Source organism: Streptomyces sp. B93 (assembly GCF_018070565.1).
Classification (GTDB): Bacteria; Actinomycetota; Actinomycetes; order Streptomycetales; family Streptomycetaceae; genus Streptomyces.
The window spans coordinates 35,083-57,062 of sequence record NZ_JAGPXL010000006.1 but is presented as its reverse complement, the minus strand read 5'-3'; the positions used below and the strand labels follow the sequence as shown (position 1 = coordinate 57,062).

The 21,980-nt window shown below is 74.4% G+C and carries 18 protein-coding genes; 6 read left to right on the top strand and 12 right to left on the bottom strand.

The features are described 5' to 3' along the window. The first annotated feature begins 1 nt into the window (after position 1). From KBY47_RS07850 to KBY47_RS07840, 3 genes are read left to right on the top strand one after another with little or no spacing between them, the layout of a single operon-like run. Complete coding sequence (locus KBY47_RS07850; RefSeq protein WP_210920238.1) at positions 2-1,606, top strand: 4-coumarate--CoA ligase family protein; 1,605 nt, start codon at positions 2-4, stop codon at positions 1,604-1,606. Next, on the top strand, positions 1,603-2,340 hold the full coding sequence (locus tag KBY47_RS07845; protein WP_210920237.1) for an enoyl-CoA hydratase family protein: 738 nt from the start codon (positions 1,603-1,605) through the stop codon (positions 2,338-2,340). Before KBY47_RS07850 ends, KBY47_RS07845 begins: the two co-directional genes overlap by 4 nt. Next, complete coding sequence (locus KBY47_RS07840; protein WP_210920236.1) at positions 2,328-2,978, top strand: TetR/AcrR family transcriptional regulator; 651 nt, start codon at positions 2,328-2,330, stop codon at positions 2,976-2,978. Before KBY47_RS07845 ends, KBY47_RS07840 begins: the two co-directional genes overlap by 13 nt. A gap of 4 nt (positions 2,979-2,982) precedes the next feature. Here the strand turns inward: KBY47_RS07840 and pdxH are convergent, their stop codons facing one another. Continuing rightward, positions 2,983-3,666 (bottom strand): pyridoxamine 5'-phosphate oxidase, encoded by a 684-nt coding sequence (gene pdxH, locus KBY47_RS07835; protein WP_210920235.1) that lies wholly within the window; start codon positions 3,664-3,666, stop codon positions 2,983-2,985. A 265-nt stretch (positions 3,667-3,931) separates the two neighbouring features. Between pdxH and KBY47_RS07830 the strand changes: the two genes are divergently transcribed. Beyond that, positions 3,932-5,032, top strand: a complete 1,101-nt coding sequence (locus KBY47_RS07830) for a citrate synthase 2 (RefSeq protein ID WP_210920234.1) — start codon at positions 3,932-3,934, stop codon at positions 5,030-5,032. A gap of 294 nt (positions 5,033-5,326) precedes the next feature. Here the strand turns inward: KBY47_RS07830 and KBY47_RS07825 are convergent, their stop codons facing one another. After that, positions 5,327-6,199, bottom strand: a complete 873-nt coding sequence (locus KBY47_RS07825) for an alpha/beta fold hydrolase (RefSeq protein WP_210920424.1) — start codon at positions 6,197-6,199, stop codon at positions 5,327-5,329. A 503-nt stretch (positions 6,200-6,702) separates the two neighbouring features. Next, positions 6,703-7,395 carry a metal-dependent transcriptional regulator gene (locus tag KBY47_RS07820; protein WP_210920233.1) on the bottom strand — a complete coding sequence of 231 codons (693 nt, stop codon included), beginning with the start codon at positions 7,393-7,395 and terminating at the stop codon, positions 6,703-6,705. A 237-nt stretch (positions 7,396-7,632) separates the two neighbouring features. Between KBY47_RS07820 and KBY47_RS07815 the strand changes: the two genes are divergently transcribed. Beyond that, positions 7,633-8,388 (top strand): SIS domain-containing protein, encoded by a 756-nt coding sequence (locus KBY47_RS07815; protein ID WP_210920232.1) that lies wholly within the window; start codon positions 7,633-7,635, stop codon positions 8,386-8,388. 44 nt (positions 8,389-8,432) lie between these two features. Here KBY47_RS07815 and KBY47_RS07810 read toward each other — a convergent pair whose 3' ends face one another. From KBY47_RS07810 to KBY47_RS07770, 9 genes are all read right to left on the bottom strand, one after another. Next, positions 8,433-9,845 carry a PAS domain-containing protein gene (locus tag KBY47_RS07810; protein ID WP_210920231.1) on the bottom strand — a complete coding sequence of 471 codons (1,413 nt, stop codon included), beginning with the start codon at positions 9,843-9,845 and terminating at the stop codon, positions 8,433-8,435. Between the two features lie 151 nt (positions 9,846-9,996). Further along, positions 9,997-10,494, bottom strand: coding sequence for a GNAT family N-acetyltransferase (locus KBY47_RS07805; RefSeq protein WP_210920230.1), 498 nt, complete (start codon positions 10,492-10,494; stop codon positions 9,997-9,999). 37 nt (positions 10,495-10,531) lie between these two features. Next, positions 10,532-11,215, bottom strand: coding sequence for a hypothetical protein (locus tag KBY47_RS07800; RefSeq protein WP_308405080.1), 684 nt, complete (start codon positions 11,213-11,215; stop codon positions 10,532-10,534). Further along, on the bottom strand, positions 11,212-11,361 hold the full coding sequence (locus KBY47_RS07795) for a hypothetical protein (protein WP_210920229.1): 150 nt from the start codon (positions 11,359-11,361) through the stop codon (positions 11,212-11,214). Before KBY47_RS07795 ends, KBY47_RS07800 begins: the two co-directional genes overlap by 4 nt. A 31-nt stretch (positions 11,362-11,392) precedes the next feature. Next, positions 11,393-16,147: a CHAT domain-containing protein gene (locus tag KBY47_RS07790; RefSeq protein ID WP_210920228.1), complete on the bottom strand. Its 4,755-nt coding sequence runs from the start codon at positions 16,145-16,147 to the stop codon at positions 11,393-11,395. A gap of 6 nt (positions 16,148-16,153) precedes the next feature. Beyond that, positions 16,154-16,999: a hypothetical protein gene (locus KBY47_RS07785; RefSeq protein ID WP_210920227.1), complete on the bottom strand. Its 846-nt coding sequence runs from the start codon at positions 16,997-16,999 to the stop codon at positions 16,154-16,156. 85 nt (positions 17,000-17,084) lie between these two features. Continuing rightward, positions 17,085-18,677: a transporter gene (locus KBY47_RS07780; protein ID WP_210920226.1), complete on the bottom strand. Its 1,593-nt coding sequence runs from the start codon at positions 18,675-18,677 to the stop codon at positions 17,085-17,087. Continuing rightward, positions 18,674-19,456: an ABC transporter ATP-binding protein gene (locus KBY47_RS07775; protein WP_210920225.1), complete on the bottom strand. Its 783-nt coding sequence runs from the start codon at positions 19,454-19,456 to the stop codon at positions 18,674-18,676. Before KBY47_RS07775 ends, KBY47_RS07780 begins: the two co-directional genes overlap by 4 nt. Before the next feature lie 114 nt (positions 19,457-19,570). Continuing rightward, positions 19,571-20,233 carry a bifunctional DNA primase/polymerase gene (locus tag KBY47_RS07770; RefSeq protein WP_210920224.1) on the bottom strand — a complete coding sequence of 221 codons (663 nt, stop codon included), beginning with the start codon at positions 20,231-20,233 and terminating at the stop codon, positions 19,571-19,573. Between the two features lie 344 nt (positions 20,234-20,577). Here KBY47_RS07770 and KBY47_RS07765 point away from each other — a divergent pair, with 344 nt between their 5' ends. Beyond that, positions 20,578-21,963: a transcriptional regulator gene (locus KBY47_RS07765; protein ID WP_210920223.1), complete on the top strand. Its 1,386-nt coding sequence runs from the start codon at positions 20,578-20,580 to the stop codon at positions 21,961-21,963. Positions 21,964-21,980 lie beyond the last annotated feature (17 nt).

The window sequence follows — 21,980 nt, the reverse complement described above, 5'->3', positions numbered from 1 at the left end:
CATGTTCCGCAGCGAGTACGCAGACGTCCCACCCGTAGAACTCCCCATCCACGAGGCGGTCCTCGGCCGCGCCGCCGAGTTCGGGGACCTCCCCGCGCTCGTCGACGGCACCGACGGAACCACTCTCACCTACGAGCAGCTGGACCGCTTCCACCGGCGCGTCGCCGCCGCGCTCGCCGACGCGGGCGTCCGCAAGGGCGATGTGCTCGCCCTGCACAGCCCCAACACGATCGCCTTCCCCACCGCCTTCTACGCGGCCACCCGCGCGGGTGCCTCGGTCACCACCGTGCACCCGCTGGCCACCGCCGAGGAGTTCGCCAAGCAGCTCGGCGACTCGGCCGCCCGCTGGATCGTCACCGTCTCGCCGCTGCTGGAGACCGCGCGGCGGGCCGCCGAACTCGCGGGCGGGGTGGAGGAGATCTTCGTCTGCGACAGCGCGCCCGGCCACCGCTCCCTGATCGACATGCTCGCCTCGACGGCGCCCGAGCCGAGCGTCGGCATCGACCCGGCCGAGGACGTCGCCGCGCTGCCGTACTCGTCCGGCACGACCGGCACACCCAAGGGCGTGATGCTCACCCACCGGCAGATCGCCACCAACCTCGCCCAGCTGGAGCCCAGCATCGGCACCGGCCCGGGCGAACGCGTCCTCGCGGTGCTGCCGTTCTTCCACATCTACGGCCTCACCGCCCTGATGAACGCGCCGCTGCGCAACGGCGCCACCGTCGTCGTGCTGCCCCGCTTCGACCTGGAGCAGTTCCTCGCGGCGATCCAGAACCACCGCATCACCGCCCTGTACGTGGCCCCGCCGATCGTGCTCGCCCTCGCCAAGCACCCGGCGGTATCTGAGTACGACCTGTCGTCCCTGAAGTACGTCATCAGCGCCGCCGCCCCACTGGACGCGGCCCTCGCCGCGGCCTGCTCCCAGCGGCTCCGCCTGCCGCCCGTGGGCCAGGCCTACGGCATGACGGAACTGTCCCCGGGCACCCATGTCGTCCCCCTGGACGCCATGCGCGAGGCCCCGCCCGGTACCGTCGGCAAGCTGATCGCGGGCACCGAGATGCGTGTCGTCTCCCTCGACGACCCCGGCAAGGACCTCGGGCCGGGAGAGAGCGGCGAGATCCTCATCCGCGGGCCCCAGGTGATGAAGGGCTACCTCGGCCGCCCCGACGCCACCGCGTCGATGATCGACGAGGACGGCTGGCTGCACACCGGTGACGTCGGGTACGTCGACGATGGGGGCACCTCCCGCTCGAGCGAAGCCGAGAGTGGGGGAGGGTGGCTGTTCGTCGTCGACCGGGTGAAGGAACTCATCAAGTACAAGGGCTTCCAGGTGGCCCCCGCCGAACTGGAGGCCCTGCTGCTCACCCACCCCGGCATCGCCGACGCCGCCGTCATCGGCGTCTACAACGACGAGGGCAACGAGGTCCCGCGCGCCTTCGTCGTCCGCCAGCCGTCCGCGCCGGACCTCTCCGAGGGCGAGGTCATGATGTACGTCGCCGAACGCGTCGCCCCCTACAAACGCGTCCGCGAGGTCGTCTTCATCGACGGTGTGCCCCGCGCCGTCTCCGGGAAGATCCTGCGCCGTCAGCTCCGGGAGGCCAGGTGACGTCCCTGATCGGCCGTGCACGCGCGCGTGGCGTGGAGTGGGTCAGCCTCGACTCGCCGGACACCCGCAACGCCCTGTCCGCCGCGCTCGTCGACGCGCTCACCACCGCGCTCACCGAGTGCGGCAAGGACGACGACGTGCGCGCGGTCGTCCTCACCCACACCGGCAACACCTTCTGCGCCGGTGCCGACCTGCGGGACCCGCCGCACCCGGACGCCCTGGTCGGGCTGCTCCGCCAGCTCGTCGAGCTGCCGAAGCCGGTGGTCGCGCGGGTCACCGGACACGTCCGCGCGGGCGGCCTGGGCCTGCTGGCCGCCTGCGACATCGCCGCAGCCTCCCACGCGGCCGGCTTCGCGTTCACGGAGGTGCGGATCGGGGTGGCGCCCGCCGTCATCTCGCTGCCCCTGTTGCCGCGCACCGACCCGCGCGCCCTCGCCCGCTACTACCTCACCGGCGAGCGCTTCGACGCCGTGGAGGCGGCCCGGATCGGGCTGCTGACGGCGGCGGGGGAGGACGTCGACGCCGTACTCGAACCCGTCCTCGACGGGCTGCGCCGCTCCGCCCCCGGGGCCCTCGCCGAGACGAAACGGCTGCTCACGGCTAGGGTGCTGGAGGCCTTCGACCGGGACGCGGCGGATCTGACCGCGCTCTCGGCCAGGCTGTTCTCCTCCGCGCAGGCCCGCGAGGGGATGACGGCCTTCCTCGAACGACGGGATCCGGAATGGTTGGTGTGAGCACGGCCGAGCGCGCCGGAGGTGCCGGACAACGCGGCGAGCGGGCCGACCGCATGCCCAAGCAGGACCGCAGCCGGGCCACCCGGCAGCGCCTGCTGGAAGCCGCCGTGGCCTGCCTCGCCGAACACGGCTGGGCGGGCTCCACGGTCGCCGTCGTCGCGATGCGCGCCGGGGTCTCCCGGGGCGCGGCCCAGCACCACTTCCCGACCCGCGAGGACCTGTTCACGGCCGCCGTCGAGTACGTCGCCGAGGAACGCTCCCAGGCCCTGCGCGCCCTGTTCCCGCAGGGCCCGCGGGGCGCCGGGGCCGACCGGCGGGCCGTCGTCGCCGCCCTCGTCGACCTCTACACCGGCCCCCTCTTCCGCGCCGCCCTGCACCTGTGGGTCGCCGCGTCCGACGAGGAGCAGCTACGGCCCCGGGTGACCGAGCTGGAGGCCCGCGTGGGCCGGGAGACGCATCGCATCGCCGTGGAGCTGCTGGGCGCCGACGAGTCCCGCCCCGGCGTCCGGGAGACCGTGCAGGGCCTGCTGGACATGGCCCGCGGCCTGGGCCTGGCCAACCTCCTCACCGACGACGGGCAGCGCCGGGAGCGGGTGGTGGCGCAGTGGGCGGCGCTGCTGGAGGAGACGCTGACGTAAGCGTTTACGGCGCCAGTCGCTCGACTCGCCAGCTGCCGTCCGGCTGGGTGACGTAGCGGAGCCGGTCGTGGAGCCGGTTCTCGCGGCCCTGCCAGAACTCCACCGTCTCCGGCGCCACCCGGAAGCCGCCCCAGTGCGGCGGCACCGGTACCTGCTCGCCCTCCGGGTAGCGGGCGGCCAGCTCGGCGTAGGAGGCGTCCAGTTCCGCGCGGGTGGTGATCACCGTGGACTGGGCGCTGGCCCAGGCGCCGAGCTGGGAGCCGTGCGGGCGGGTGCGGAAGTACGCGGCGGTCTCGTCGCGGCCGGTGCGGCGGGCCACGCCGGTGACGATGACCTGGCGGGCCATGGGGTGCCAGGGGAACAGCAGCGACACGTACGGGTTCGCGGCGAGGTCGCGGGCCTTGCGGGAGTCGTAGTTGGTGTAGAAGACGAAGCCCTGTTCGTCGAAGTGCTTCAGCAGCACCGTGCGGGAGCTGGGCCGCCCCTCGGCGTCGGCGGTGGCGACGACCATCGCGTTGGGCTCGAACAGGCGGCCCTCGGTCGCGGCCTGCTGGAACCAGCGCGCGAACTGCGCCACGGGCGTGGCGGCCAGGTCCTTCTCGGCGAGGCCCTCGGCCCGGTACTGCTTGCGCATCGCGGCGGGGTGGGGGGCGTCGTCGGCGGGCAGGGCGGCGGCTGCGTCGGTCACTCGGTCATCTTGCCGTATCCGCGGCGGCGGGTGGGCGACGGTGTCCTTCGTCACCCGCCTGGCACTGAGTGCCGCGAACTCTCCCCAGAAGTGGCACTCAGGGATATCGTGCAGCCGCACGGGGCATCACAGGAATGACGTCCGGGACCGCGAGCCGTGCCGCACAGGGCCGTGGATCTCAGGGCGCCGGGCACCTTTCCCCCGCCACACGCCCGCCTGCTTGCCGCCAACCCCATCCGTCGCACACATCACGAGGAGCCGCCTGATGTCCGACTTCGTACCCGGACTCGAGGGAGTCGTCGCTTTCGAGACGGAGATCGCCGAACCGGACAAGGAGGGCGGAGCCCTCAGGTACCGCGGCGTCGACATCGAGGACCTCGTCGGCCATGTCTCGTTCGGCAACGTCTGGGGCCTGCTGGTCGACGGTGCCTTCAACCCCGGACTGCCGCCCGCCGAGCCGTTCCCGATCCCCGTCCACTCCGGTGACATCCGCGTCGACGTCCAGTCCGCGCTCGCCATGCTGGCCCCGGTGTGGGGGCTGAAACCGCTCCTCGACATCGATGCCGAGCAGGCCCGCGACGACCTCGCCCGCGCCGCCGTGATGGCCCTGTCCTACGTCGCCCAGTCGGCGCGCGGCCAGGGGCGGCCGATGGTCCCGCAGCGGGAGATCGACAAGGCCCACTCCGTCGTCGAACGCTTCATGATCCGCTGGCGGGGCGAGCCCGACCCCCGGCACGTCGCGGCCGTCGACGCCTACTGGACGTCCGCCGCCGAGCACGGCATGAACGCCTCCACCTTCACGGCCCGCGTGATCGCCTCGACCGGCGCGGACGTGGCGGCGGCGCTCTCCGGCGCCGTCGGCGCCATGTCGGGCCCGCTGCACGGCGGTGCCCCGTCCCGGGTCCTCGGCATGATCGAGGAGATCGAGCGCACCGGCGACGCGGAGGCGTACGTCCGGCGGACCCTCGACAAGGGTGAGCGGCTGATGGGCTTCGGCCACCGCGTCTACCGTGCCGAGGACCCGCGCGCGCGGGTGCTGCGCCGCACCGCGCGGGAACTGGGTGCGCCGCGGTTCGAGGTCGCCGAGGCCCTGGAGAAGGCGGCCCTGGCGGAGCTGCACAGCCGCCGCCCGGACCGGGTGCTGGCGACCAACGTGGAGTTCTGGGCGGCGATCGTCCTGGACTTCGCGGAGGTCCCGGCGCACATGTTCACGTCCATGTTCACCTGCGCCCGTACGGCGGGCTGGTCGGCGCACATCCTGGAGCAGAAGCGCACCGGCCGCCTGGTGCGCCCCTCGGCCCGCTATGTCGGTCCCCCCTCGCGCGACCCGCGCGAGATCGAGGGCTACGAGGACATCAGCCGCTGAGGCCCTGGACGCAGACGACCCGCGAGTCTGGTTCCTCCGTGGAGGAGCCGGCCGGACGTACCGGCGACTCGCGGGTCGGGTGACTGCTGGGATTGGGCCGGCTGTGCGCGTCTTTCACGCACGGGTCCGGCACCGCACTGGATGTGGTGACGGGCCGCTAGCCCGCAGCCACCTCACGCGTCCGGTATTCATACATCTGCCGAACCACCTCCCTTCTCGTGTACCGCCACCCTAAGAACCACTCCCGCCCCGCATCAACCGTTTTTTTGGGAAGCGGCCGGTGGCTCCCCTCCGTCAGCGGGTGAGCACGCCGTTCAGGAACGGTTCGACGGCCGCCCGCCACGCCTCGGGCTGGTCGTAGTGGACGAGGTGTCCGGCGTCGGCGACCTCGGCGTACTCGCCGTGCGGGAGGACGCGGACCATCTCCTGGGCCTCCGCGCGGCCCAGCTCTCCGTCGAGGCCGCGGACGACCAGGGTGGGGCACCTGACCTGGGCCAGCTCCTCCCAGTGGGCGTCGTAGACCCAGGTCTCGCGGGACCTCAGCATCTGGGCGGGCTCGAAGACGGGGCGCCAGCCGTCCTCGCACTCGTGCATCACCTCGGCGTAGAACGCGCCGCGGGCCGGACTGGGGCGCTCCACCCAGGGGTCGTCCTCGCCGAACCACTTGCGTACGTCGGCGAGGGTGGCGAAGGGGACGGGCCAGGCGCGGAACCAGTCCTCCCACTCCCGCTGGGAGGCGGCGCCGAGGGCGGAGGCGCGCATGTCGCTGATGATCAGGCCGCGGACCAGGTCGGGGCGTTTGGCGGCGAGCTGCCAGGCGGTCAGGGCGCCCATGGCGTGGCCGACGAGGACGGCGGGGGCGAGGCCGAGCTGTTCCAGGGCGGCCTCGGCGTCCTCCACGTAGGCCTCGCGGGTGTAGGAGGCCTGTGGGGGCTTCTCGCTCTGTCCGTGGCCGCGCTGGTCGAGGGCGACGGCGCGGTGGCGCGCCGACAGCCAGCGGGCCGTGGACACCCAGTGCGAGGCGCGTCCCATCAGGCCGTGGAGTAACAGCACGCCGGGGGAGCGGTGGTTGCCGTCGGTGTTCGGGTCGGGCTTCGGAGGGTCGCCGAACTCCCAGGCCGCGAGGCGTACGCCGGTCGCCCCGGTCACGTCGATGCGCCGCACCATTGGTTCTGGCACCCCCAAGCTCCGCTCGGACCGCTGTCGTGCGCTGCCGTGTGCGCTGTCGTTCGCGCGTTCCTGCTCGCGCCTGCCCGCGCCGCCCCCCGTCCGTGCGCGCTGCCCCCGCAGGCTATCGAACTGCTATTCGAGATTGGGTTCCCGCCAGCCAACACCCCTCGTTCGAGTGACGCCGCTCAAGGAATGATCTCCGCCGCCGAGGGGAGATCTTCAGCGGGAGGCGGACCGCTCGGGGAAACCGGTCCGAGGGGAATGACCCTGAGAGCTCGGGGCTCCGGGTCAGCACAGGGGAGGACAGGCCCCGGCGCCGCACGGCGCCGGGGCCCTCCACTCGTCCGTGGCCCATCCGCCCACCCCCTTGAGTCATATGCCCGGTCATATGCCCCATGCCACAGCCTGGCACGCGAACCGCTCCAGCGCTGCGCTTCGGAAGACCAAATCCTGTTTTCCGCACGGCCGCTGACGGACCGCCAAGGAAGCGACCTACGGCGTCAGCGCTTGGCCACGAACACGTGCGAGGCGACGTCCGACTCCAGCTCGGCCGCCTCGCCGCCGGAGCCCACCAGCACCCCGCCCGCCGACTCCGTCACGCTCACCACCGAGCCGGGCTGCACGCCCGCCCGCCGCAGCGTGTACATCAGCTGGGCGTCCGTCTGGATCGGCTCGCCGATCCGGCGCACCACGACCGTCTTGCCCTCCAGACCCGGGTCCAGGTCGGCCAGCGACACCATGCCCTCGTCGAGGAACGGGTCGGCGCCGTCCTTCTCGCCCAGCTCCTCCAGGCCCGGGATCGGGTTGCCGTACGGCGACTCGGTCGGGTGGCGCAGCAGCTCCAGCACGCGGCGCTCCACCGCCTCGCTCATCACGTGCTCCCAGCGGCAGGCCTCCGCGTGCACCTGCTCCCACTCCAGGCCGATCACGTCGACCAGCAGGCACTCGGCGAGGCGGTGCTTGCGCATCACGCGCGTGGCCAGCCGACGGCCCTCGTCGGTCAGCTCCAGATGCCGGTCGGGGGCAACGGAGACCAGACCGTCGCGCTCCATCCGCGCCACCGTCTGGCTGACCGTCGGCCCGCTCTGGTCGAGCCGCTCGGCGATCCGGGCGCGCATGGGGACCACACCTTCCTCCTCAAGCTCGAGGATGGTGCGGAGATACATCTCCGTCGTGTCGATCAGTCCGGACATACGTGCCCCTCGATGAGATCTGCCGAAGGCTTACGGCCTTGCGGCGCGTGCGCTGGCCCTGGATTCAATTCTGACGCATAGCGCTGACAACCGTGCCGCGCCGCCGAAACGCGGGGGTTGCGGGGTTCGGCCCGCCCGGTCGCGCGGGGCGGGCGGGGCACCTTGACTCCGTATTGACACGGCACTGGTCCAGACCGCACCGTGATCCGCGACACATCCACAGCGAAGGGGCACCGCATGGGCGACAGCACGCCGGCCGACCAGTTCTTCGACGCCGCGATCGGCCTGCTGCACCGCGTCCGCGACGAGGAGGCCGCGTCCATCGCCGCCGCGGGCGCGCTGCTCGCCGACACCGTCGCCGCGGGCGGACGGCTGTTCGCGTTCGGCGCGGGGCACTCCTCCCTCGCCGCGCAGGACGTCGTGTACCGGGCGGGCGGCCTCGCCCTGATGAACCTGCTCGCCGCGCCCGGCGTCGTGGGCGTCGACGTGATGCCCGCCACGCTCGGCTCCGCGCTGGAGCGGGTCGACGGCCTCGCGAGCGCCGTCCTGGACAGCTCGCCGCTGCGCACGGGCGACGTCCTGGTGATCGTCTCGCTGTCCGGCCGCAACGCGCTGCCCGTGGAGATGGCCCTGCACGCCCGCGCCCTCGGCGTGAAGGTGATCGGCGTGACGTCGGTGGCGTACGCCGAGCAGACCACGTCGCGGCACGTGTCGGGCACCTTCCTGAAGGACCACTGCGACATCGTCCTCGACTCGAAGATCGCGGTCGGTGACGCGGAACTCACCCTCGACACCGTCCCCGCCCCGTTCGCGCCCGCCTCCACGGTCGTCACCTCGGCCCTCCTCCAGGCCGTCATGGCCGACACCGCCGCCACCCTCGCCGCGCGCGGGATCGAGCCCCCGCTGCTCCGCTCGGGCAACGTCGACGGCGGCCTCGACTGGAACAGCCGCGTCTTCGAGCAGTACGGGGACCGGATCTTCTACCGCCGCTGACCTGCCCGTCGGCGGGGGGCTCCGCTTCCGACGGCGTGGGGCGGCTACCCCTGCGCCCCGTGCCCCTCCCCGCCACGTCCCACCGCCGTCGCCAGGTCGAGGGCCGCCGCGATCCGGGCGGCCACGTCCTCGGCGTAGGCGAGGTCGGTGCGTTCGAACTGGGTGCGTCCGGCGCCGCGCAGGAACGACACGACGCCGAGCGTGCGGCCCCGGCTGCGCAGCACCGCGCACAGGGCGTGCACGGTCTCCGGGGGCCACTGCCGGGCCGTCGCCCACGCGCGTGCCTGCTCGGGCGGGACCGTGCCGACCCCGGCCCGGACCGTCCCGGCACGCTCCACGCACTGGAGGGCGGGGTGGCCGTCGCCGTAGCGCACGGGCAGTCCGGCGGCCCCGGCGGCGAGGCTCGGTCCGGGCGCGCCGGAGGGGGTGGCGGCGAACCGCACCAGCCGGAGCGGACCGGCCGGGCGGGAGTCGGACAGCGGGCCGCCCGCGACCTTGTCGATCAGCGCGTGGTCGGCGAATCCGGCGAGCGCGAAGTCCAGATGGACGGTGGCCGCCTCCGCGGGGTCCTCGCACTCGGCGGCGGCCCGCGCGGCCCGGTGCAGCTGGTTGGTGCGGAACCGCAGCAGCGACCCTTCCTGCTCGCTCTGTTTGGCCTCGGTCACGTCCTGGAACAGCCACCCGACGCCGAGCGGCACCGGTTCCTCCGCGAGCGGCGACGCCAGCCGCACGAACCCGCAGCGCCAGCAGCGCCGCCGGTCGCCCTCGGGGGTGCGCACGCTCACCCAGATCTCGGCGGGCGCGGGCGGCGCCCCCTCGGCCAGCACATGGGTGAGCGCGCTCTCCAGCTCCTCCACGCCCTGCGCGAGCAGGTCCCCGAGGGGCCGCCCCAGCACCGCCGTACGGCCGATGCCCAGCGCGCGGGCCGCGTGCGCGTTGACGACGGCGGGCCGCAGATCGGCGTCGACGAGGACGACGCCCCAGCTGGCGTCCTCGAACAGGGCCTCGCTCAGCGCGATGGACCGCTCCAGGTCGATCTGCGCGTGCACCTCGCTGAAGGCGCAGTACACGCCCGCGGGCTTGCCGTCCGGGCCGCGCACGGCGGCCGACTGGGTGCGGACGAGGACCCGGCCGCCGTCCTTGGTGACCAGCGCGAACTCATGCACCTGGCGGCCCGGGGCGTGCATCGCGGACAACAGCCGCGTCTCGACCTCCCCGGCGTCGGCGCTGCGCACCGCCCACCCGGTCAGACCGCGTCGCCCCACGGCCTCGGCGGCGCTCCAGCCGAGGATCCGCTCCGCCTCGCGGTTCCAGTGGGTGACCACCCCGTCCGCGTCGAAGGCGCACAGGGCGGCGTCCATGCCGTCCAGCAGGGCGGCGAGGAGATCGGCACCGTCGCGCTCGGGCTCGTCGGGCCCCAGCTCGTCCGTGGTCCCACTACGCCGGGAAGCACTCACCTGGACCCCCTGCACGCTGCGCGTCCGCACGTAGGTCGTGTCGGTTCACTCACTGGCAATCATTCAACTTGAACGTGATGCAGCCCACATATGGTTCCCGCAAAGATTGCGGAGAATCGTTGCACCGCGGAAATGTCCAGGACCACATCGGTCACTGGCTGTCATGAGCCTGTCGCAGATCGACCCACTCGTCGCTCTCCCCGGGCAGCACGTACCGCTCGACCTCGGTGAACCCGCGCGCCTCGGCGAACCGCAGTCCGTCGGCGTTGGCCGCCAGGACGACCGTGTCGATCACCTCGGCGCCCAGCACGCGCGCGTGGGCCACGCCCCGCTCGTACAGGGCCGTGCCGATGCCCCGGCGGCGGTGGGCGGGCAGCACGCGCGCGATGACCGTCGCCGCGTTCGCCGTGCCGTCCTCGGCGGTCGCGGGCGGCCGTACGGTCGAGCAGCCCACGAGCACGTCGCCGAGGTAGGCGTTCTCCAGCCGGTAGCGCGCGGCGCGCTCGCGGGCCTCGTCGAGCGACATCGCGGCGGGCGGCACGATCACGTTGTGGACGCGCCGCCACTGCTCCAGCATCGTCTCCCCGACGACGGGTTCGACGCGCAGTCCGGCTATCGGCTCGCTCTGTGTCGTGCTCCGAACGGTCATGCCCGAACCGTAGGTGATCCGGATCTCCCCGGGGTCCTCATTTCCCGGTGACCGTCAGGAACCCCACCGCCCCCACCGCCACCAGCAGCACCGCGAGCAGGCACCAGCGGCGCGCGGTGTGCAGGGCGGCGCGGATCTGCCAGACGTGCGCCATGGCGAGCAGCCAGCGCACATACGGGTCGGTGCGGGCCACGTTGGCGCGGGCGCGCCCCAGATGACGGCGGAGCAGTTCCCGGCGCCCGGGGTCCGTCTCGGCGGTCAGGGCCCGCTGGACGTTCGCGGCGACGGCGCGGTGCCGCAGCAGGTCGTCGACGCCGTCCGCGACGGCGCCGAAGAAGTCGGCGGGGGAGGCGTCGACCAGCTCCCGCAGCCCGCGCACCACCGGGTCGGACAGCGTGGCCGTCGTCGTCACCGGCGGCACCAGCACCCGGCTGACCTGCCACACCGCCAGGCTCACCCCGGCCAGCGCCACCAGCAGCGCCGCCCCGGCGACCGCCGCCTCCCCGAGCCCGTCCACCTTGCCGACGGCGACCAGCGGGCCCCCGCCGATCAGCGCCGCGCCGACCGCCCCGAACGCGCCGATCATCCAGCGCGCCGCCGCCCGCAGCTCGGGCACGGCGTCCAGCGGCGACGGCAGCGCGTCGAACGGCAGGACCGGGACAGCGGCTCCCGGTTCGGACGACGGGGCACCGGCTTCCGGTCCGGGCGCGGGCGAGGTCACGACACGTCACCGGGGCGCCACAGGGCACTCGGTGGTCCGGCCTCGTCAGGCAGATCCGGATACGGCACCCACTCGGCCCCGTCGTAGAACTCCAGCTCCCCGTCCGGGCCGATCCGTACGTCGTTGACCCGCGGCTCCTGCTCCATGCCGCCCCCCTCCCGTCGCACCGCCACCTTCTCAGCCCACCCTTCCCCCCACGCCGTCCAGGTAGTGCAGCACCGTCGCCACCACCGCCCGCTGCACCGGCTCCCGCGGCCGGTCCACGAGCCCCGGGTCACGGCTGCCGTCGAGGATCTCGGTGAGCACGGGCGCCAGCGGCGCGAACGCGGGGTCGGCGCGCAGGGCGGCCAGCTGCTCCCGGGTGACCTGCGCGGTGCCGGGGTCGCCCGCCGCCGCGCCGACGAAGTTGCCCAGGGCCAGGCTCAGATGCAGCGCGGGCCACAGGGCGACCGGCACCTCGACCTCGCCGCGCAGCGCGGCCGACGCCCGCGCGGCGACCGGCGCGTCCAGCGGGCCGAGACCGGCCGCCGCGCCCGGGTCGTGCTCACCCGCCAGCAGCCGTCGCACCACCCCGGCCAGCGGCGCGAACACCGGCGCCATCGCCTCGTACCGGTCCAGGTGCTGACGCAGCTTCACCTTCGCCGCCGTGTTGCCGCGTGCCGCCGACACCAGCGCCGCGAGCGCGGGCTCCCACACGATCCCCCACGCCGCCTCCGCGACACCCGCCCCGGCGGCCGCGGCGCCCGCCTCGTCCCGCGCCCGGCGCACCAGCGCCGCCAGCACCTCGCGCACCCGGCCCGGCTCGGGCTCCAGCCCTTCGAGCAGCCGGTCCAGGGCCACCCCGGGCACCCCCGCGACCCGCGCGCACAGCTCGCGCGGGCCGTCGGGCAGGTCGGCCGACGGCCCCAGCTCCCGCAGGTCACCCACGACCGCGCCGAGCGCGTCCACGGTCCGCCCGCCCGTGAGGACACCGAGCAGCGCCCCGGCCAGGTGATGGGCGACCGCCCCCGCCGCGTCACCCGCGTGGGAGCGCAGGTACGTGCCGAAGTTGGCGTGGCTGACGGCGATCGTCGCGGGCACACCCGCGCGGTAGGCGTACCGCAGACAGTCCCGCCCCCGCGCGAGCGCGGCAGCGCCCCGGCCCCGCGCGTCCTCCACGTTGGCGAACGCCCCGAACACCTCACCGAGGTGCAGATCGTCACCGGCGGCCTCGAAGACCTCCCGGCACTCCTCCAGCACCGCCAGCGCCTCGCCCGTACGGCCCAGGCGCAGCAGCGGCATGTACGCCGGGAAGCGGGCCCGCGCGAGATCGGCGGACGGCGCGCCCCGCCCCGCCTTGGCCGCACACAGCTCCGCGTTGTACTCCAGCGCCCGCGGCCACGCCCCGCCGCCGATCGCGGCCCGCTGGGCGGTGTCGCACAGCTCCTCCCACACCTCCCACCACATCACCCCCTCGCCGGGCACCAGCTCCCGCGGCGTGGCCCGCATACGGCCCAGCAGGACCGCCGCCTCGTCGAGGACCCGGGCGCCCTCCCCCCGTTCCACCAGCACATGCAGCCGGTGCACCTCGGCGAGCAGCCGGGTCCACGCGCCGAGACCGGCCACGCGCGCGTGCTCGATCTCGGCGTCCGCGAGGGCGAGCGCCTCGTCGAGGCGGCCGGTGCGCAGACAGAGCCCCGCCAGGGACCCCGCCGCCCGGGCCGCCGCCGCGTGGTCGCCCCGGGCGCGGGCGGCGGCGAGCGCCGCGCGGGTCTGCCGTTCGGCCCGCCGCGGGTCGGTCGCCCACAGCACCTCGCCGAGCGCGTTCACGGGCGGCGGGGCGCCCTCGTCGGTGGCGGCGAGCGCGGCGAGCTGCCGCAGCACGGGCAGCACACGCGCGCGTGTCGGCGCGCTGTCGTCCCGCCGCAGTACCGCCTGGAGCATCGCCTCGGCGCCCTCCCACAGCCGCGTCCGGATCAGGTACGGCGCCGCGGACAGCCCCGCCCGCGCGAGCAGCGGACCGGCCAGCCGGGCACCCTCGGCGTCGGTGCCCTCCCGCTGCCACGCCAGCTCGAACACCCGCACCCAGTAGGCGGACATCCGGGTGTCCACCAGCTCCCGGAACGCCTGCCCGGCCCGTGCCCGCCCCCGCGCGGCGACGGCGGACTGGATGTCGTACGACGGCTGCCCGTCCGCCGGTCCGGGCCGCGGGGTCAGCAGCCCGCACGCCGCCAGCGCGTCGAGCCCGGTGCCGACCGCGGCGTCGGGGGAGTCGGCGTGGTGGCCGCGCCGGGCCCGCAGATCGGGCCAGTTGTGGTCGACGGCGGGCCGGGTGCGGTCGGGCTCCTCCAGACAGCACAGGAAGTGGAACAGGTCGCGGTGGGCGGGCGGCAGCCCGTCGGTGATCGCGTCCGTCCAGGCGGCCCGCACACGCAGCCGGTCGTCGTCGCTGCCGTGCCCCGCGCCGGGGAACGTCTCGGGGAGCCCGCCGCCCAGCGACCTCGCCCGCCCGGCCGCCCCCAGCAGCTCCGCGAGCCGCGCCGGGTCGGCCGCCTGCGCGTCCGCCAGCTCCAGCAGCCCGGGGTGGCCCCGGGTGACGTCCAGTACGCCGCTGAGGTAGCGCCGCGCGGCGGCCGGGCTCGCTCCAGGGAGCAGTCCTCGCGCGAGCCGCGCGAGGTGCGGCAGCTCACGCACCAGCAGCCCCGACTCGTCCGGCGTCAGCAGGTCCACCGGCACCGTGGCCAGGCCCGGCCCCGGGCCCGGCGGCCGCACCCGTCCGGTCAGCACCAGCCGCCCGGGCCCGCCGTGCGCCGACAGCGCGGCCAGCAGCGGCCCCCACCGCGCGTCCCGCCAGCCGCCGCCCGCGTCGAGCAGCGCGTCGACCCCGTCCACGACGACCAGCAACCGCCGCCGCTCCAGACACCCCACGACAGCCTCGACGAACTCCCCGAACCGCCCGCCGTTCGCGTCGTCGGGGCGGTCGGGGCGGTCGGGGCGGTCGGGGCGGTCGGGGTCGTCGGGGTCGTCGCGGTCACCGGGGGCACTGGGGCGGTCGGGGCGATCGCGGTCACTGGGGTTATTGGCGTGAGTGAGGGTGTCGGGGTCAGTGAGGGGGCCGGAGCGGGCGCGGTTATTGGGGTCACTGTGGTCACTGGGGTCACCGAGGGCGGCGTGGTCACCGGGGGCACTGGGGTGGTCGGGGCGATCGCGGTCACTGGGGTTATTGGGGTGAGTGAGGGTGTCGGGGCCAGCGAGGGTGTCGGGGCGGGCGCGGTTATTGGCGTCATTGTGGTCACTGGGGTCACCGAGGACGGCGTGGTCACCGAGGGCGTCCGGGCGGGCGGGGCCGACGCGGTCGTCGGGGTCAGCGGGGTCCTTGGGAGCGTCGGGGCCACCGGGTTCATAGGGGCCCTCGCGGTCACCGGGAACTGAGGGGCCACGGCGGCCATCAGGGGCGTCAGGGCCATCAGGGCCATCAGGGCCATCAGGGCCATCAGGGGCGTCAGAGGCGCCAGGGGCCCCAGAGGCGCCAGATGCGCCCGGGTCCAGCAACCCCACACACCCCACCCCCGGCACCACCCGCTCCAGCCCCACCGCCAGCTCCACCAGCACCCCCCGCGCGTCCGCCCCGCCCCGCTCGGGCACCGTGCACCACACCACCCCGTCGAAGGCGTGCTCATGCGTGGCCACCAGCTCGCGCGCGCACGCCGTCTTACCGACGCCGGGCATCCCGACGAGCACCACTCCGCACAGCCCACCGCGCGGCGCGAGAGCGGCACCGGCCCGCGCGAGCACACCGACCCGCCCGACGAAACGCTCGCCCAGGGCCGCCGACCCCGCCGCGCCCGCCCCGTCCCCCGCCCCGGCGCCCCCTTCCGGTGCCTCCAACCGCAACCCCACCGCCAGCTCCCCGAAGAGGGCCGGAGTCGCCGCCTCCAGACCCGACCGGTCGGGCGCCGGCTCCCCGAGGCCCCGCAGCGCCCCGGCCAGCGCACGCGGCAGCGTCCGCCCCTCGATGAGCAGCAGCCGGTACAGCCGCTCGGCGAGGGCGATGGCGAAGTCGTCGGCCACCGGGTACCGCATCGCCAGCACCGCGCACCCCAGCCGCCCGGTCAGCTCCCCGGCGAGCGTCCCGACCGTCTCGGTGCCGCCCGCGTCCGGCACCGGGCCCGCCCCCGACCAGCAGGCCGACAGCGTCACCAGCGACACCCCGCGGGCCCCCGCCAGCAACTCCGCGAGTTCCGTGGCCCCCACCAGGTCCGGCCGCCCGGCGTCGTCCTCCAGGAGGAGCCGGCCCGGTGTGCCGTGCCCGGAGACGTGCAGCACGTCCCAGCCGTGCGGCCGGGCCAGCAGCGCCCGGAGCCGCTCGCGCGTGACGCCGTACTGCAGCGTGCGGACCTCCACCGCGCGCCCGGACCCGTCGAACAGCCGGGTCAGGGCGACCCGTTCGCGCCGCAGGTTCAACGCCCGGCTGCCCTCCGGCAGGCTGAACAGCGCCAGCACCCGCACCGGCCGTCCCGCCTCCCGCGCGGGCGGCGGCTGGGCCGCCCCGGCGACCTGTGTCACCAGCGTGACGTCCTGCACGGCCAGCGGCCGGCCGCCCGCGTGGGCCAGCTCCAGCGGCGCGTGCAGCAACCCGCGCGCCTGTGGGGGCGCCACCACCCGGACCACCGCCGGCGCCGCCGCGAGCAGCGCCCCGGTCACCGGCCCGAGGACCCGTGCGCCGATCCAGTCGCCGGTCTCCCGTACGATCTGCCGCTCCCGCGCCACCCGTTCGTCGGGCGGTGCGTTCCGGCGCAGCTGCCCGGCGAGGTCGCGGAACGCCTCGTACTGCGGGCTGTTCCGGTCGAGCCGCACCTCATGCCCGGCGAGCAGCCGCCCGTCCGGCCCGGTCAGCTCCCACCGCCACCGGTCGGGCCCGGCGAAGTCCCTGACCGCGAGGACGAGTTCCACGCGGACTCAGATCCCCAGGTCCCGCCGCAGCCGCCGGATTCGCTGCACGGCCCCCTTGACCTGGCCGCGCGCCGGGTGCGCACGCGGGAACTCGTTCAGTGCCTGCTCGTACATCTCCTGCGCGGGCCCGATGTACCGCAGCTGCCCGCTCTGCACCAGCCCCAGCAGCACCCCGCCGAGGTTGACCAGGCGCACCGGGTGCATCGGGTCCCCCTGCGGAGTGTCGTACAGTGCGGCACGCGCGTGGGTGAGGGCCTCTTCGAGGGTGGCGACGTCGGGGTACCTCTGGGCGCGCCGCAGCAGCGAGTTGGCGAGGTTGGACCGCTGTCCGGCGCGCTCGGGGTCGTCCGCGGGGATGATGTCGAGGCAGGAGCGGTACAGGGCGATGGCCTCGTCGATGTCCTGCTGCCCTCCGCCGTGCTCGAAGGCCTCCTGGAGGGAGGTCGCCAGGGAGGACATGTGGCGGCCCAGTTCGGGGTCGCCGGGCGGTGAGGCGTCGACGGCCTGCCGCCCGTAGCGCAGGGAGCGGTCCAGCAGGGCGCGGTCGCGTTCGCGTTCCCAGCGCAGCCGGTACAGCATGCACAGCGCGGACAGTGCCGACGCGTGCCGCGGATCGTCGGCCGGGTACTCCTTGCGGGCTCGGTCGGCCGCCAGCAGGGCCCGGTTCAGGAGGGCGGGGTCACCGGTGCGGCCGTACGCCAGCCGCAACCCGTCGGCGTCGTGCAGCGGATCGCCGGAGGCCTGCCCGGCCGGACCGAAGGCCCCCGGCCCGCCGGATGCCCCCGACCCACCGGGTGACCCCGACCTGCCGGATGAGCCCGTCCCCCCGGACTTGCCGAACCATCTGACCACGCCCGCCCCCTACGCGTCGGTGGACCTCGATGGTAGGCCGGTGGTGCACAACCGAACCCGGTACGAGGGGAGTTAATCGCTTACGTCAGCCCTTGCTCACCGCGGCCAGGATCTCCGGCAGCCGCGCCGCCGTCCGGGGCGCCGCGAGCCGCAGCCCCGCGACCGTGATCGCCGCCCCGTACGCCGTACCGCCGGGCAGCAGCAGCCAGGTCCAGTCCTCGCCGCCCGCGCTGGTGTGCAGCCAGATCGCGGCGACGATCACCGGCAGGCACAGCAGGGCCGCCGCGACCATCCCGCCGAAGATCGCGAACGCGGCGAGCCCGGACTGCCCGGGAGCCACGTTCTTGTAGCCCTCCTGCGGAATGGAGTACGGGAACCGCGCCGACGCCCACGCCCCGGTCGCCAGCATCGCGCCGAGCAGCGCGAACGACAGCCCCAGCACCTCCGGCAGGCTGGCCCAGTCGCCGAGCATGGCCGTGGTCAGGACGGTGACGAGGGTGGCGTACGGCAAGGTGATCACGAGCAGGGCGAGGGCACGCGCGCGTAGTTCGACGTAGGCGTCACGCGTGGAGGAGATGGTCATCGCGACCATCCAGAAGGCGGAGGTGTCCTGCCCGAACTGGTTGTACATCAGGATGCCGAGCATCCCGGCGGCGAAGCAGGCGAAGTAGATCGACCCGGTGCCCTGCAAGGCGTTGAACACCGGCACGATCAGCCCGATCGCCAGCGAGGTCACCCAGGCCGCCTTCGTCTTCGGGTCCCGCCACACATAGCGCAGGCTGCGCTCCATGACGGTGCCGGTGCGCCCGCCGGGCAGCAGCCGCGCCGGCCCGCCCGCCCCGGTCCGCTCCCGCGCGGCCCCGTCACCGGCGGCCTGGAGCGTCGAACCGTCCGGGGAGGTCATCAGCCGGTCCAGATGGCGCGCCCAGACGGCGATCAGCAGCGCCAGCGCGCCGACGCTCAGCGCCAGTTGCAGCAGCCCGGCCCCGTACGCGCCCTCTCCCATCGAGTCGACCGCGCCGATCGCGGACGCGGGCGGCACCCAGCGCAGCACGTCGGCGACCGGGTCGAGCTGCCCCAGCCCCGCCTCGCCCAACCGCTGCGCACCGAAGTTGACGACCTGCGCGCCGACCGCGATGACCAGCCCGCTCAGCACCGCCAGATCGCGGCCCTTGCGGCTGGTCAGCAGCCGCACGTTGGCGGCGGCGACGGCACGCGCGAGCGCCACGCACACGAGCAGCGTCAGCGGCACGGCGACCACGGCGGTGGCGTACCCGGCCCCGCCGTGCGCGAGGGCGATCACCGAGCCGAGGACCAGACAGAGCGTGAACAGCGGCCCGATCCCGACCAGCGAGGCCGCGAGCAGCGCCCGCACCAGCGGCCCGGCCCGCAGCGGCAGCATCACCAGCCGGGTGGGGTCGAGGGTCTCGTCGCCGCTGGGGAAGAACAGCGGCATCACCGCCCACCCGAGCGCCAGCAGCGCGGTCAGCGGCAGGACGACGGACGCGGCGTGCTCGTGCCCCCGCAGCAGCACGAGCCCGAGCAACTGGAGCGCGGCGAACAGCAGCGCGAGCACCGCGGACGCGATGTAAGCGGCCCGCCGCCCGGCGGACTGCCGCAGCCCGTTGCGCAGCAGGGACAGCTTCAGCCGTACGAAGGTGGCGGTGACGTCGGTCATCGGGCGCCGCCGCCCAGCCAGTCGAGGTCGTGGGCGGCCTCCCGGCCACCGGCGCCGACGAGTTCGAGGAACGACTGCTGGAGGGTGGCGGCGTCGCCGCGGACCTCGGCGAGCGTCCCGGTGGCGCGGATGCGTCCGGCGGCGAGTACGGCCACCCAGTCGCACAGGGACTCCACCAGCTCCATCACATGGGAGGAGAAGACGACGGTGGCTCCGGAGGCGGTGTAGCGCTCCAGCACCCCGCGGATGGTCTGCGCGGACACGGGGTCGACGCCCTCGAACGGCTCGTCGAGGAAGAGCACTTCGGGGTTGTGCAGCAGGGCGGCGGCGAGCCCGATTTTTTTGCGCATGCCGGTGGAGTAGTCGACGACCAGCTTGTGCTGGGCCCCGGCCAGGTCGAGCACGTCGAGGAGCTGGGCGGCCCGCCTGTCGACCTCGGCACCGGGCAGGCCCCGCAACCGGCCGGTGTACGCCAGCAGTTCCCGCCCCGACAGCCGCTCGAACAGCCGCAGCCCCTCCGGCAGCACCCCGATCCGCGCCTTCACCTCGACGGGATCGCGCCACACGTCGTGCCCGACCACCTCGACGGTGCCCTGATCGGGCCGCAGCAGCCCGGTCACCATCGACAGGGTGGTGGTCTTCCCCGCCCCGTTGGGCCCGACCAGCCCGATGAACCGCCCGGCGGGCAGATCGAGATCGATCCCCCCGACGGCGACCTGCTCCCCGAAACGCTTCCAGAGCCCCCGCACCCGAACAGCCACCACACCAGATCCGGTCATGCCTGAACCCTACGGTGACCGGACGCCGCTCAGGGGCGCGGGGAACCGTGCGACCGACCACCCACGACCCGCACCCGCCCCCAAAAGATCAACCAGGCAGACGAGAAGGCACCGTCACCGATCCCGCCCACACGCGTACGCGAGCGGCGAGATCAACTCCTCGGCATCCGGCAACCACCGATTCGCGGGCGTCGGCCGACAGACCCACTGCACCGCCCCCCGCGACCCGAACCGCGTCGGCGGCGCGGCCACGTACGCCCCCTCACCGAGCGCGACCAGATCGAGCGACGACACCGGCCACCCCAGTTTCCGCACCAGTTCCGGCACCTTCACCGCGGCCCCCGGCAGCACGAAGAACCGCATCCGCCGGTCCGGGGTGAGCGTCACCGGCCCCAGCGTCAGCTCCATCCGCTCCATCCGCGCGAGTGCCAGGAACCCGGCCGTCTCCGGCACGGAGATCGCGTCGAAGGTACGTCCCGTCGGCAGCAGGATCGAGGCGTTCGGCTGCTTCTGCCACATCCGCCGCGCGACCGTCGCACTGCCCGTCGCCTGGGTCGCCCAGTCGGGGCGCGTGGGGTGCGCCCCCGGCGCGTCGCAGAGGGCGTTGCCACAGGAGCAGAGCTGGGCGCCGTCGACCGCTTCCAGCCAGGTGCCGGGGAACACGTCCCAGTGGCGGTCCTCGGCGTATCGGACGGCGGTCTCCAGCAGCGATTCGCCGCGCTGCTTGGGAATCTGGGCGGCTTCGGTGGCCGGGATCGTCTCTTCCACGCTCAACACAACTCCCGCGCCCACCTCGGGTTACGGCCGGACCGCGCGCGGGGGAGGAGCACCGGCTCCGGGTCCGGGGCGCACGGGTGCATGTACGGGGGCGCGCGGGAGGATCCGTGGTGGGAGCTGGGTAGCCACGTGGGGGGACGGCACGGGTCGTGGGTGAGGGGGCGACACCGACCGCACTCCGGCAATCCTCGCAAGCCTCGCATTTTCGGTATGTCCACTGGGCATTGATCTTCACGGCCGGAATTCCCCGGTGCTCGGCGCAGGCCGTGCCACCGAGGTTCCGGCTCCGGAAGACACGACAACTCGGTGTGCGGGCAGGCACCGCAGCCACAGGGGGTTACGCCATGGCCGCAAGGCCTCTCGTCGCACGGCAGCCGAACGAACGGTTGCAGGCGCTCATCCAGGAAGCGGGTTGCTCGAACGCCGGACTGGCCCGCCGGGTCAACATGTGCGGCGCCGAGCACGGACTCGACCTGCGTTACGACAAGACGTCCGTGGCCCGGTGGCTGCGCGGTCAGCAGCCACGCGGCCGGGCCCCGGCGATCATCGCCGAGGCGCTGGGACGCAAACTCGGCCGTACGGTCACGATCGACGAGATCGGCATGGCCAACGGCAAGAACCTCGCGTCCGGCGTCGGCCTCCAGTTCTCGCCGACGGTACTGGGAGCCATCGAGCAGGTCTGCGAGCTGTGGCGCAGTGACGTGGGACGCCGGGACTTCCTGTCCGGCTCCTCCGTCGCCGCGTCCGCGCTCGTCGAACCGAGCCGCGACTGGCTGATCTCCGCGCCGGACTCCCAGGTGTCCCGCGCGGCGGGCCCCCGGGTGGGCCCCTCCGACGTGGCGGCGGTCCGCGCGATGACCCAGGCGCTGGTCGACCTCGACCACCAGTACGGCAGCGGGCATGTGCGTCCCGTCGTCGTGCACTACCTCAACAGCGTCGTCTCCGGGCTGCTCGCCGGGTCCTACCGGGAGTCCGTGGGGCGGGATCTCTTCGCCGCGGTGGCCCGACTGACCGAACTCGCCGGGTACATGGCGGTCGACACCGGCCAGCCGGGGCTCGCCCAGCGCTACTACATCCAGGCGCTGCGGCTGGCGCAGGCGGCCGGGGACCGCGGGTACGGCGGCTACGTACTGGCCGCGTCCATGAGCCACCTCGCCGCCCAGCTCGGCAACCCGCGCGAGATCGCGCAGCTCGCGCGGGCCGCACAGGAAGGGGCACGCGGGCGGGTGACCCCGCGCGCGGAGGCGATGTTCCACGCCGCCGAGGCCCGCGGGCACGCCCTCCTCGGGGACGCGCGGTCCGCCCAGACGGCGACCGGGCGGGCGGTGAGCGCGATGGAGCAGGCCGACGGCGCCTCCGGGGACGATCCCGCGTGGATCGCGCACTTCGACGAGGCCTACCTGGCCGACGAGTTGGCGCACTGCCACCGTGACCTCGGACACGCGGCGTCGGCGGCGCGGTACGCGCAGGAGTCGCTGTCCGGGCATCCAGAGAGCCGCGCCCGTCGACGGGCGATCGGTTATGTCCTGCTCGCCACCGCGCAGGTGCAGCAGCGCGAGATCGAGCAGGCCTGCGCCACCGGGCTGAAGGCCGTCGAACTGCTCGAAACCCTGCGCTCCAACCGGGGCGCCGAGTATCTGGAGGATCTCCAGCAGCGGCTGGAGCCGTACCGGGAGGAGCCGGTCGTGCGGGAGTTCGGGGCACGGCTGGAGTTGCAGGCGGCGGCCTGACGGGCGGCTGACGCCGG